This window comes from Roseovarius sp. Pro17 (assembly GCF_035599575.1).
Taxonomy (GTDB): domain Bacteria; phylum Pseudomonadota; class Alphaproteobacteria; order Rhodobacterales; family Rhodobacteraceae; genus Roseovarius.
Window position 1 is genome coordinate 3,903,470 of sequence record NZ_CP141179.1, and the last position, 11,541, is coordinate 3,915,010.

At 62.1% G+C, this 11,541-nt stretch carries 15 protein-coding genes; 11 read left to right on the forward strand and 4 right to left on the reverse strand.

Annotated features, from left to right (window positions below; translation table 11 throughout):
* The first annotated feature begins 64 nt into the window (after positions 1 to 64).
* From rsmI to U3654_RS18830, 4 genes are read left to right on the forward strand one after another with little or no spacing between them, the layout of a single operon-like run.
* Positions 65 to 937 carry a 16S rRNA (cytidine(1402)-2'-O)-methyltransferase gene (gene rsmI / locus U3654_RS18815; RefSeq protein WP_324753063.1) on the forward strand — a complete coding sequence of 291 codons (873 nt, stop codon included), beginning with the start codon at positions 65 to 67 and terminating at the stop codon, positions 935 to 937.
* A gap of 2 nt (positions 938 to 939) precedes the next feature.
* Positions 940 to 1,353, forward strand: a complete 414-nt coding sequence (locus U3654_RS18820) for a YraN family protein (RefSeq protein ID WP_324753064.1) — start codon at positions 940 to 942, stop codon at positions 1,351 to 1,353.
* A 59-nt stretch (positions 1,354 to 1,412) separates the two neighbouring features.
* The gene (gshB, locus tag U3654_RS18825; RefSeq protein ID WP_324753065.1) at positions 1,413 to 2,348 is read left to right on the forward strand and encodes a glutathione synthase; all 936 of its coding nucleotides are present in this window, start codon (positions 1,413 to 1,415) and stop codon (positions 2,346 to 2,348) included.
* Positions 2,345 to 3,244 carry an alpha/beta hydrolase gene (locus tag U3654_RS18830; protein WP_324753066.1) on the forward strand — a complete coding sequence of 300 codons (900 nt, stop codon included), beginning with the start codon at positions 2,345 to 2,347 and terminating at the stop codon, positions 3,242 to 3,244. The genes gshB and U3654_RS18830 overlap by 4 nt, the downstream gene beginning before the upstream one ends.
* Here U3654_RS18830 and U3654_RS18835 read toward each other — a convergent pair.
* The 4 genes from U3654_RS18835 to cobU all read right to left on the reverse strand — a co-directional run bounded on the left by U3654_RS18835 (position 3,222) and on the right by cobU (position 6,835).
* On the reverse strand, positions 3,222 to 4,736 hold the full coding sequence (locus U3654_RS18835) for a YifB family Mg chelatase-like AAA ATPase (protein ID WP_324753067.1): 1,515 nt from the start codon (positions 4,734 to 4,736) through the stop codon (positions 3,222 to 3,224). The genes U3654_RS18830 and U3654_RS18835 overlap by 23 nt on opposite strands.
* An 80-nt stretch (positions 4,737 to 4,816) precedes the next feature.
* On the reverse strand, positions 4,817 to 5,683 hold the full coding sequence (locus U3654_RS18840) for a glutathione S-transferase (RefSeq protein ID WP_324753068.1): 867 nt from the start codon (positions 5,681 to 5,683) through the stop codon (positions 4,817 to 4,819).
* Between the two features lie 58 nt (positions 5,684 to 5,741).
* Positions 5,742 to 6,314 carry a histidine phosphatase family protein gene (locus tag U3654_RS18845; RefSeq protein ID WP_324753069.1) on the reverse strand — a complete coding sequence of 191 codons (573 nt, stop codon included), beginning with the start codon at positions 6,312 to 6,314 and terminating at the stop codon, positions 5,742 to 5,744.
* Complete coding sequence (gene cobU / locus U3654_RS18850; protein ID WP_324755330.1) at positions 6,311 to 6,835, reverse strand: bifunctional adenosylcobinamide kinase/adenosylcobinamide-phosphate guanylyltransferase; 525 nt, start codon at positions 6,833 to 6,835, stop codon at positions 6,311 to 6,313. Before cobU ends, U3654_RS18845 begins: the two co-directional genes overlap by 4 nt.
* Positions 6,836 to 6,942: 107 nt before the next feature.
* Between cobU and U3654_RS18855 the strand changes: the two genes are divergently transcribed.
* The 7 genes from U3654_RS18855 to sdhD all read left to right on the forward strand — a co-directional run bounded on the left by U3654_RS18855 (position 6,943) and on the right by sdhD (position 11,526).
* Complete coding sequence (locus U3654_RS18855; RefSeq protein ID WP_324753070.1) at positions 6,943 to 7,821, forward strand: RNA polymerase factor sigma-32; 879 nt, start codon at positions 6,943 to 6,945, stop codon at positions 7,819 to 7,821.
* Positions 7,821 to 8,591: a ChaN family lipoprotein gene (locus U3654_RS18860; protein ID WP_324753071.1), complete on the forward strand. Its 771-nt coding sequence runs from the start codon at positions 7,821 to 7,823 to the stop codon at positions 8,589 to 8,591. Before U3654_RS18855 ends, U3654_RS18860 begins: the two co-directional genes overlap by 1 nt.
* A gap of 64 nt (positions 8,592 to 8,655) precedes the next feature.
* Complete coding sequence (gene coaBC, locus U3654_RS18865; protein WP_324753072.1) at positions 8,656 to 9,849, forward strand: bifunctional phosphopantothenoylcysteine decarboxylase/phosphopantothenate--cysteine ligase CoaBC; 1,194 nt, start codon at positions 8,656 to 8,658, stop codon at positions 9,847 to 9,849.
* Positions 9,850 to 9,942: 93 nt separating this feature from the next.
* Complete coding sequence (locus U3654_RS18870) at positions 9,943 to 10,236, forward strand: hypothetical protein (RefSeq protein ID WP_324753073.1); 294 nt, start codon at positions 9,943 to 9,945, stop codon at positions 10,234 to 10,236.
* Between the two features lie 40 nt (positions 10,237 to 10,276).
* Complete coding sequence (locus U3654_RS18875) at positions 10,277 to 10,510, forward strand: TM2 domain-containing protein (protein ID WP_324753074.1); 234 nt, start codon at positions 10,277 to 10,279, stop codon at positions 10,508 to 10,510.
* Positions 10,511 to 10,757: 247 nt separating this feature from the next.
* On the forward strand, positions 10,758 to 11,141 hold the full coding sequence (gene sdhC / locus U3654_RS18880) for a succinate dehydrogenase, cytochrome b556 subunit (protein ID WP_324753075.1): 384 nt from the start codon (positions 10,758 to 10,760) through the stop codon (positions 11,139 to 11,141).
* A 13-nt stretch (positions 11,142 to 11,154) separates the two neighbouring features.
* Positions 11,155 to 11,526: a succinate dehydrogenase, hydrophobic membrane anchor protein gene (gene sdhD / locus U3654_RS18885; RefSeq protein ID WP_324753076.1), complete on the forward strand. Its 372-nt coding sequence runs from the start codon at positions 11,155 to 11,157 to the stop codon at positions 11,524 to 11,526.
* The last annotated feature ends 15 nt before the right edge of the window (positions 11,527 to 11,541 follow it).

Here is an 11,541-nt window from a genome sequence, read left to right on the forward strand (position 1 = left end):
CGTTTCGGACGTTTTTTTGATGACGTGTTGGGGGCGATAATAGACGTCATGAGGGGCGGGTCCAGTGGTGAATCATATCAGGCAAAGTCTCGCCCCTGGGTTATATCTGGTCGCGACTCCTATCGGGACGGCGCGCGACATCACGTTACGCACGCTGGATATCCTCGCCTCGGTCGATGTGATCGCCGCCGAGGACACGCGCAGCCTGCGCAAGCTGATGGATATCCACGGCATCGCGTTGGAGGGGCGGCCCCTGCTGGCCTATCACGATCACAACGGCGCGCGAATGCGACCCCGCCTGATGGAGGCGCTAAAGGACGGAAAATCAATAGCTTACGCTTCAGAGGCGGGCACGCCAATGGTGGCCGATCCCGGCTTTGATCTGGCGCGCGCGGCGATTGCAGAGGGGTACGGCCTGATTTCTGCGCCGGGGCCCTCGGCGGTGATTACGGCGCTGACGTTGTCGGGCTTGCCGACTGACAAATTCCTCTTTGCCGGATTTCTGCCCAACACGGCCACTGCGCGAAAAACCGCGCTACGCGGCCTAGCGCAGGTACCTGCGACCCTCGCCTTCTACGAATCGCCCAAGCGTGTTGCGGCGATGTTGCGCGACGCCGCCGCGACCCTTGGCGGCGATAGGCAGGCGGCAGTCTGCCGCGAGCTGACCAAGAAATTCGAAGAAGTTCTGCGCGGCCCGCTGGCCGATTTGGCCGAAGAGTTGGCCCAAAATCCCCGCAAGGGTGAGATGGTCGTGCTGATCGACCGGGCGGGGGAACGCATCGTTAACCTGTCTGATATAGAACAGGCGCTGTGCGCGGTTATGACTGATATGTCTGTGCGCGATGCCGCTGATGCGGTGTCTCACGATTTGGGGTTGAAACGGCGTGACGTCTATCAGATCGCACTGCGGCTTGATGCCAATGACGAAGAGGGATGAGGATGCCGCAGCTATTGGACCTGAGTGATCTGGCACACGTTCCCGCCCCGGCGCGGCGTGATCGTGGCAAGCGCGCCTATAATAGCGGCCTTGCCGCCGAAGATCGTGCTGTTGCACTCTATATTGCTGCGGGGCTGCGGCTACTCGAAACGCGCTGGCGCGGTAAAAGTGGTGAGATCGACCTGATCCTCGCTGATGGCGAGGAAATTGTCTTTGTCGAAGTCAAGCAGGCGCGCACCCACGATGCAGCGATTGCCAGCCTGCGCCCAGCGCAGATGCGCCGCATTCATCTGGCCGGGTCCGAATACCTTGGCCATTGCCCCAAGGGGCAGTTGACCGATGTACGGTTTGATCTGGCAGTGGTCGACGGCGCAGGCCGTTGCGATATCATGCAAGGCGCGTTCTCGCATTTCTGAATTGCACCCTCGCGGCCCTTGGCCCATGAAGGCCGCATAGCAAAACAGAGGGCCAGCCCATGAAAATTGCGTTCCAGATGGACCCGATCGGACCGATCGACATAGACGCCGACAGCACATTTCGCCTTGCCGAAGAGGCGCAGACGCGCGGGCACAAGTTGTTTTACTACACGCCCGAGCATCTTGCGTATGACGAAGGGCGCATCACCGCGCGCGGACAATCGTTGAAAGTGCAGCGGATTGGTGGCGATCACGCGATCCTCGGCGATATGGAGACGGTCGATTTGGGGGATTTCGACGTGGTCTGGCTGCGTCAGGACCCTCCGTTCGACATGTTCTACATCACCACCACTCATCTGCTGGACCGTCTGGCGCCCGGCACGCTGGTGGTGAACGATCCATTCTGGGTGCGCAACTTCCCTGAAAAGCTGCTGATCCTCGATTTTCCCGATCTTATGCCGCCCACCACGATCGCGCGCGACTTGGCGACGATCCGTGCCTTTCGCGATCGTCATGGCGACGTCATTCTCAAACCGCTGTATGGCAACGGCGGCGCGGGCGTCTTTCTGCTGAAGGGTGGCGACAGCAACCTTAGTTCGCTGCACGAGATGTTCACTGGTTTCAGCCGCGAGCCGCTTATCGTGCAAAAATTTCTGCCCGACGTCGCCAAGGGCGACAAGCGCGTGATCCTCGTCGATGGTGAGCCGGTCGGCGCGATCAATCGCGTCCCGGCAGAGGGCGAAACGCGCTCGAACATGCATGTGGGCGGACGACCGGAAAAGGTTGAGTTGACCGAACGCGACCTTGAGATTTGTGCCGCCATCGGTCCGCTTCTGCGGGAAAAGGGACAGATTTTCGTCGGGATCGACGTGATCGGGCGCTACCTGACCGAGATCAACGTAACCTCCCCCACCGGCATCCAGGAGTTGGAGCGTTTCGACGGGGTGAACATCGCAGGCAAAATCTGGGACGCAATCGAAGCAAGGCGCGCGTGAGTCTACGCGCCCGCCTGCTGAACGGCTGGCTGCGCCAGACGGAAAAGCGCATTTTGGCGCGCGCCGAACGGCCCGAGCAGTTGCGCCGTCACATCGAGCGCAGTGCGCGCATTTTCTTTCACCCGCCGCGCGGCGTGAATTTTGAGGATATCGTCCTGGGCGAGTCGAACATGCAAGCTGTTCAGATCACGCCAACAGACATGCGCGCCGCTCCGTTGATTCTGTATCTGCACGGGGGCGGCTACATTTTTGGCTCGCCGCGCACGCATTGCGCGATGGTGGCCCATCTGGTGGCGCGCACAGGACTGCGCGCCGTGCTGCCCCAATATCGACTCGCGCCCGAGCATCCCTTTCCGGGTGCGATCGAGGATGCGCAGACGGCCTATCGGGCCGTCATGGATCATCCTGGCGGCGTCATTCTGGGTGGGGACAGCGCCGGGGGTGGTCTGGTGCTGGCGCTTCTGGCGCAGATCGGCGCGCTGGGGTTGCGCCAGCCCTTGGGCGCGTTCTGCTTTTCGCCGCTGACGGACATGACCTTTTCCGGCCCCAGTTTCGCACTCAACGCCAAGGCTGATCCCTTGTTGCCCGCTAACCGGGCTAGGGAAATGGCGCAAATGTATTTGCATGGCACCGATCCGGGCGATCCGCGCGCATCGCCTCTTTTCGCGGATTTTACCGGCGCGGCGCCTGTCTGGATGACGGCAGCGGATACCGAAATTCTGCTCGATGATACGTTGCGGATGTCGGACCGACTAATGCTTCAAGGTGTCGACGTCACCTGCGTAGTCGAGAAACAATTGCCCCATGTCTGGCCGTTGATGCATGGCGTCATTCCCGAGGCGCGCCAGACCATGGCCGAATTGACGGGGTGGATCACGTCTCTTTCGCGTCTGTGATTCGATAGCTGGCGGCCTCGGCCACGTGGGGCCGACGCACTGATTGAGACCCATCCAGATCGGCGATGGTGCGCGCCACGCGCAACACGCGGTGATAGCCGCGCGCGGACAGGCCGAACCGTTCGGACATGCGGATCAGCAGCGCGCGACCTTCTGCATCGGGCGTCGCCACGCGGTCCAGTGTGCCACCTTCGGCATCAGAATTCAGCCGCACGCCGGGCGCGCCCGCATAGCGCGCGGCCTGCACAGCCTGCGCCGCCGCGACGCGACCGGCTACCTCGGCAGAGCTGTCTCCGGAGGACGGCAGATCAAGGTCGGAAAAGCTGACAGGCGGCACCTCGACCCGTAGATCAAAGCGGTCCATAAGTGGCCCGCTGATCCGGCCCAGATAATCCTCGCCGCAGATTGGCGCACGACTGCACGCGCGTGCAGGGTCGCTGAGATAGCCGCATTTGCAGGGGTTGGCCGCGGCGATCAGCATGAAGCGGCAGGGGTAGGTCACATGCGCATTGGCGCGGGCGATCATGACTTTGCCCGTCTCGATCGGTTGGCGCAGGGTTTCCAGCACGGTGCGCGTAAACTCGGGGAATTCGTCCATAAAGAGGACGCCATTATGCGCCAGACTGATTTCACCCGGCGACGCGCGCCGCCCGCCGCCGACTATGGCAGCCATGGACGCTGTGTGGTGCGGCTCGCGGAAGGGGCGCGAGCGGCTGATGCCGCCCTCGCTCAGCAGGCCGGCAAGTGAGTGGATCATTGACGTCTCGAGCGCCTCGCGCGGGTCCAAGGGCGGCAGGATGCCGGGCAGACGTGCGGCCAGCATGGATTTGCCCGAACCGGGTGTGCCAATCAGCATCAGGTGGTGGCGCCCGGCGGCGGCGATTTCCAGCGCGCGTTTGGCACGTTCCTGCCCTTTGACGTCGCGCAGATCGCGGTTGAGCGTGGGCGCGATCACCTCGCCCGGCTCGGCAGGCAGCAGGGGCGACTGTCCGGTGAAATGGCGCACCACGTCGGCCAGCGTCGCCGCGCCGATAACATGCGCCGCGCCGACCCATGCCGCCTCGGCGCCCGATGCCTTGGGGCAAAGCAGCGTGCGATCCTCTTCCGCAGCGGCCATGGCGGCGGGCAGGGCGCCGATAACGGGCATGATGGCTCCGTCCAGAGACAGCTCGCCCAGCGAGGTGGTGCCCTCGATTGCGTCCTTGGGGATGATTTCCAGGGCCGCCAGCAGGGCCAGCGCGATGGGCAGGTCAAAATGACTGCCCTCTTTGGGCATGTCGGCCGGGCTAAGATTGATCGTGATGCGTTTTGACGGCAGCGCGATCGCCATTGATGTCAGTGCCGTACGCACGCGGTCGCGCGCCTCGCTGACTGCCTTGTCGGGCAGCCCGACAAGCGAAAAGGCCGGCACGCCGGGCGTGATAGCACATTGCACCTCGACATGGCGGGCCTCTACTCCTTCAAAGGCAACCGTGTAGGCGCGCGCGACCATTCTTTGCCCCTCTGGCGTAAACCTTGATTAACGTTTGCGCGGCAGAGATTTAGGAATGGTTAACACCTGATGAAAAACCGTCAGACCAGTGCCATGAACTGCGGCCATGCCTCGGGGTCTGCCACGGTCTTGTCCCGGCAGCCTGCGTTGCACATCCCAAAGATGCGCCCGTCCATCTCCATCAGATGTGTGACCGGATCGCCTGAATAGGGGCATGTCGTGTTTTCGGGTGCGCCGCTGTCCACCGCCTTGGCCGCGTGCGGTGTAGGGCCGGGCCATTTTCCGGTGTTGTCGTCGCGGCGATACCGCTCCAGATCGGGGCCATGCACCAGCGCGAGTGCGCGCCAGCGGCGAAAGGACGGATCGGCCAGATGCGCGTCTACATAGGCCTGCGCGCTAGGCGATACGGGCAAGGCGTAGCCGGCGATACGCGCGGCGATTGGGGCGTAAAACGCGTCGACAATGCCATAATCTCCGCACAGCCACGGACCATCCGGCTTGCAGGTAGTGCGGGCGTGGTCCCAGACGACCTCAAGCCTGCGCAGGTCGGCCAGCACGGCGTCCGACGGCGTGTAATCCGTGTAAGCCTTGCGCAGGTTCATCGGACAATCGCTGCGCAGCGCGGTGAAACCGGCATGCATTTCGGCACTGAGGGTCCGCGCCGTGGCGCGGGCCAGCGGTGACTTGGGCCAGAGTCCGAGGGCGGGATGTCGGCTGGCCAGCTCTTCGGCGATGGCAAGGGATTCGCCAACCAACGCACCCTCGGGCGTGCGGATCGAAGGCACCGTTTTGGCCGGTGCCCAGTCGGGCATTAGGTCCGGCACGTGGCCGTCGTCAAAGCAGATTTTGGTCTGTCGGCGGTCGATGGCAAACCGGTCGAACAGTAGCCATGCGCGCATGGACCAGCTGGAATAGGCGTAGTCGCCGATGATGAGATCATATGTCATGGCGCGAGGTTACGACCCCTGCGCGCCAGCGCATAGTCAGCAAATGTGCGGCGGGCCATCAGGGCATGTGATTGATGCCCAATGCGTGCCAACGCGCGCCATCGTAGTTGAGTGTGGTCACCGAGAGGTTGTCGATCTGGTGGCCAAAGGCCTGATAGGCGGTGATGCCGAGCGCGGTCTGCACCTGCGTAAGGATCGCGCCCATATGCGCGACAGCGATGATGTCACGCCCCGGATGGGTCGCGTGCAGGGCGCTGGCCGCTGCCGTGACGCGGGCGCTCGCGATGTTCCACGATTCGCCCCCGGGCGCCGTCAGATCGCCGGGCGTCTCCCAAAAGGCACGCAGGCGTTCGGGCTGCGGGGCGGTATCGAAACCGGCCATCTCCCATGCGCCAAAGTTGATCTCGCGCAGGGCGGAATCATCGGGCAGGCGTTGCCGCGCGCCTTGGATAGCGTTGGCCGTGTCGCGCGCGCGTATCAGATCAGAGGACACCACCAGCGCATCGGCGGGTAGATAGGCCGCTAGGCGCGCTAGCTGCGCGGTGTCACTCAGGTCGGCGGGCAGGTCGGTCCAGCCGACCATCGCGTTTGCATGCGTCGGCCCGTGTCGGACCCAGTAAAATTGGCTCATGACAGCGTGCCTTTCAGCGTCCTGGGCAGGCCTGCAATGACCTGCACCACCAGCCCAGCATCGCCTGCCAGCCGCTGGTTCAGCTCACCTTGCGCCCGCTGAAACTGGCGGGCCAGCGCATTTTCCGGCACGACCGACAGCCCCACCTCGTTGGACACGACGACCACGGGTGCGGCGCAGGCAGTGAGCGCCGTCATCAACGCGGTTTCGGCGTCGCGCATATCATGCCCGGCCAGCATATGATTGCTCAGCCATAGCGTCGCACAATCCAGCAGCACTGCCTGATCGGACCTAACCGCGCCCAGAGCCGGGACCAGGTCCAGCGGTGCCTCGATAGTGGTCCAGCCGTCCGCTGCGCGCATGTCGCGGTGGCGCGCGATCTTGGCCCGCATTTCATCATCATAGGCCTCGGCGGTGGCCAGATAGACGCGCCGGCGCGATGCCGCACGGACCAGACCCTCGCCATATCGCGACTTGCCCGAGGCCGCGCCCCCTAGCACCAATGTGAGCCTTGGCAACATTAATTCTGAACTCATTAGTGATCTGAAACGTTACCCAGTCAGTAACACTTGGCGAATGAGTGAGAAAGAGCGCAGACAGGATCGCTCGCAAATCCGGGGGAAGTCGTATGGCTATTGACGTACAGCAAAACCGCACCTTGTCGCGCACGGCCATGAAGGCCGAGCTCTTGGATGCTGAGACCGAACTGAAACTCGCATACGCTTGGCGTGATCAGCGAGACGAAGAGGCGCTGCACCGTTTGATCACCGCCTACATGCGGCTCGCGATATCAATGGCGTCCAAGTTTCGTCGTTACGGCGCACCGATGAACGATCTGATTCAGGAGGCCGGTCTGGGCCTGATGAAGGCGGCCGAGAAGTTCGATCCCGATCGTGGTGTGCGGTTTTCGACCTATGCCGTCTGGTGGATCAAGGCGAGCATTCAAGATTACGTTATGCGCAACTGGTCGATGGTGCGCACGGGGTCCACGTCATCGCAGAAGTCGCTGTTTTTCAACATGCGCCGCGTTCAGGCCCGTATTGAGCGTGAGGCGATGGCCCAAGGCCATGAGCTGGACGGCTATCAACTGCGCGAGATGATCGCGCAGGAGGTCGGCGTGCCGCTGCGCGATGTCGAGATGATGCAGGGGCGTCTGTCCGGTTCGGATTTCTCGCTGAACGCCACACAAAGCTCAGAGGATGAGGGGCGCGAATGGATCGACGCGCTTGAGGATGACGCGCCGCGCGGTGATGAATTGGTTGAGGTCGATCACGATCTGGGCGCACTACGGGTCTGGCTGACCGAGGCGATGAGCAAGCTGAACGAGCGCGAGCGTTTCATCGTGCGCGAGCGTAAGCTGCGTGACGAGCCGCGCACATTAGAGAGTCTTGGTCAGGAATTGAGCCTGAGCAAAGAGCGCGTGCGCCAATTGGAGGCGGCAGCATTTCAAAAGATGCGCAAAACGCTGGAGGCGAACGGAACCGAAGTGCAGAGCCTGCTGGCCTGATGCGCCTGTGCGCGTTTTGGGCGACCGCGTTGGCGCTGCTGGCGTCGCCCGTCGGTGCGCAGGATGTTCTGGTGCTGGGCGAGGTTCACGATAACCCCGCCCATCATGCCGTTCAGGCCGCGCGGGTTGCCGAATTCGCGCCCCAAGCGCTGGTTTTCGAGATGCTGACGCCCGATCAGGCAACGCGCGTGACGCCAGAGCTGCGCGGTGATGCCGATGCACTTGCCGCCGCACTGGACTGGGGCGGCAGCGGCTGGCCAGATTTCTCTTACTATTATCCAATTTTCGTTGCTGCCCCGCAGGCGCAGGTTCACGGTGCCGGTGTGCCGCGCGAGGATACGCGCACTGTGGCAGAGCAGGGCCTTGGGGCTGCTTTTGGCGAGGGCGCCAAAATCTACGGCCTGACGGCCCCTCTGACGGAGACCCAACAGAGCGCGCGTGAGGCGTTGCAGGCCAGCGCGCATTGCGATGCGCTGCCGCCCGAAATGCTGCCAATGATGGTCGATATCCAGCGCCTGCGCGACGCTACTCTGGCACGTGCCACGATGCAGGCACTGGACCAGACCGGCGGTCCTGTCGCTGTGATCACAGGCAACGGTCACGCGCGCAGCGATTGGGGAATGCCTGCCCTTCTGGCACGCGCCGCCCCGATGATTGAGATTTATACATTGGGGCAAGGCGAAGATGGCGCAGTGCCGGATGGCATTTTCGACGAGGTCATCATCGCTCCCGCGCCCGAGCGGGACGATCCCTGCAAGGCGTTTGAGTAGCGGTGCCCTTGTCTTGGGGCGGGCGCGACCCTACTGTCGCATCGCCTGAACAAGGAACGCGATCATGCTGACGTCGAAACGGATTTTGCTGATCATTGGCGGCGGCATCGCGGCGTTTAAGTCGCTGGACCTGATCCGCCGCCTGCGCGAACGCGGCGTCGAGGTTACACCCGTTCTGACCCGCGCCGGGGCCGAATTCGTGACACCCCTATCGGTGTCTGCCCTGGCTGGGCAAAAGGTCTATACCGATCTCTTTGATCTGACGGACGAGGCCGAGATGGGACATATCCAGCTTAGCCGCAGCACCGATCTGATCGTCGTCGCCCCCGCCACGGCGGACCTGATGGCCAAGATGGCGCAGGGCCACGCCAGCGATCTGGCCTCGACCCTGTTATTGGCTACCGACACACCCGTCCTGATCGCACCGGCGATGAATGTGCGCATGTGGCAGCATCCGGCGACGCAGCGCAACATCGCCAGTTTGCGCGCCGATGGGATCACCTTTGTCGGCCCCGAAGACGGCGACATGGCGTGCGGCGAACATGGGCCGGGCCGCATGTCCGAACCGTTGGAGATTGTCGCAGTGGTCAATGCTGCGCTGGCAAATGGCCCTCTGAAGGGGCGGCGCATTCTGGTGACGTCCGGCCCGACGCATGAGCCGATAGATCCCGTGCGCTACATCGCCAATCGGTCCTCGGGCGCGCAAGGCACGGCCATCGCGCGCGCGCTTGTGGCGCTGGGCGCGGACGTGGTTTTCGTCACTGGCCCGGCAGAGACGCCTCCGCCGGATGAGGTGGAACTGTGCCGCGTGCAAACGGCACAGCAGATGCTGGAGGCTTGCCAAGCCGCGCTGCCTGTTGATGCTGCGATCTGCGCCGCCGCCGTGGCCGACTGGCGCGTTGCCAGCGCCGCGACGTCCAAGATGAAAAAGACCAAAAGCGGTCTGCCACAGATGGAATTTGCAGAAAACCCCGACATTCTGGCGACCATTTCGCAAATGGACGCGGGGCGGCCCGCCCTCGTGATCGGCTTTGCTGCCGAGACGGACGACGTGATTGAGAATGCGACCGCCAAGCGTCTGCGCAAGGGCTGTGACTGGATCGTTGCAAATGATGTCAGCCCGGCGACCGGAATCATGGGTGGGGCCGAGAACGAAGTGACGCTGATCACCGAAACCGGCGCCGAACCATGGCCCCGCATGACCAAGGCGCGCGTCGCGGGCGAACTGGCCCGCCGAGTCGCCGACGCGCTGGGTTGAATTCTGCCACTGGGATTTTAGACGCAAAATATGTTGCGCGGCGCGGCCGATTGCGTCAATAGGGACAAAAATCGCCATCAGAGCGTCCGGGACATGCAGAAATCTAACGAAAAATCACCCAAATCCTACGGCGTAGCCGTCATGCTGTGCGGCATTTTCGGCATCATGGGCATCCATCATTTCTATCTTGAGGATTGGCTGCATGGGCTGGCTGATGTTGGTCTGCTGATCCTCGCCATCGGCTTTGCCGCGCAGGGTTATGGTGGGCTGGCATTGCTGGTGATCGCGCTGGACGCGCTGCATACCATCATCATTTTTTATTACCTCATCATCGAGAAATGGCGCGACGGCCAAGGCCGGCCGGTTGTGCTGGAATCACGTGCATAGACGCGCCTATAGCGGCGCAAACTGAAAAGGACTTTTTATAATGACAAATACAACGACCGTCGGCCCCGTGAGCGAAAAGAAATTCGTCCCCGCTGTTCTGCTCTGCTTTTTTCTGGGCAGCCTCGGCATCCACCGCTTTTATCTGGGCAAGATCGGCACTGGCATCCTGATGCTGATCACGTTCGGTGGCCTCGGCATCTGGACAATCATCGATTTCGTGCGCCTCATCATAGGCTCGATGAAGGACAAGCACGGCCTGCCTCTTCAGCACTGACGGCCGGTTGCGCAAACTTGCGCGATTCCCTGATTTCGAGTGCCAGACTGGCAGGGCGGCGCGCCGCAAGTCAGTTTTGTGATCACGCAGTCTGGGCCGTGATCACAAAACCGCGTCTCAGAGTATGAGACGCGGTTTTTCGTCGATTTGCTCTGGGCAAACGCGCCAAGACCTCTAGAACAATAGCTAAGTCATCGCACCCGGCCCCTTCAATCCGGTGCGACAGCCAAGCAAAGGATCATAGGAAATGGCCGATGTGAACCGGGGCGATCGCCCGCTTTCACCGCATATTTCAATTTATCGCCCGCAGCTGACCTCGATGACGTCGATTCTGACACGGATCACCGGCAACGCGCTGATGATCACGATGTTGCTGATCGTGTGGTGGTTTCTGGCCGCCGCAACGTCGCCCGACGCGTTCGACACCGCGAATGGCGTGCTGACCAGTTGGTTTGGCGATATCGTCATGGTTCTGTCGCTATGGGGCATCTGGTATCACACACTGGCCGGCATCCGGCATTTGATTTGGGACACCGGATCGATGCTGGAGATCGGCAAGGCCGAGATGCTGGGCTGGATCTGCATCGGTGGATCGGTCGTTCTGACCATCCTGACCATCATCATCGTCTGAGGGGGCCCAAGACATGCGTTTTCTGACTGACCGCAAAATGGCCGAGGGCCTTGGATCGGCGCAATCGGGTGTTCATCACCATTGGTCGATGATCCTTAGCTCTGTTGCACTGCTGATCCTGATACCGCTCTTTATCTTTACCTTTGGCCCCATTCTGGGCGCACCCCATGCCGAGGTCGCGGCCTATTTCGCGCGCCCCTTCCCCGCGATCGTGGCTGCGCTGACGATCATCGTCGGCTTTCGCCACTTTGTGGGGGGATGCCAGATGATGATCGAGGATTATGTTCATGGGCTGGCACAAAAGGTGACGATCATAGTGGTGACCTGCCTATCCTATGCTGCGATGGCGGCTGGCGTTTTCGCCATTGCTCGCCTCGCCCTGTAAACGAACCGGAGTGAC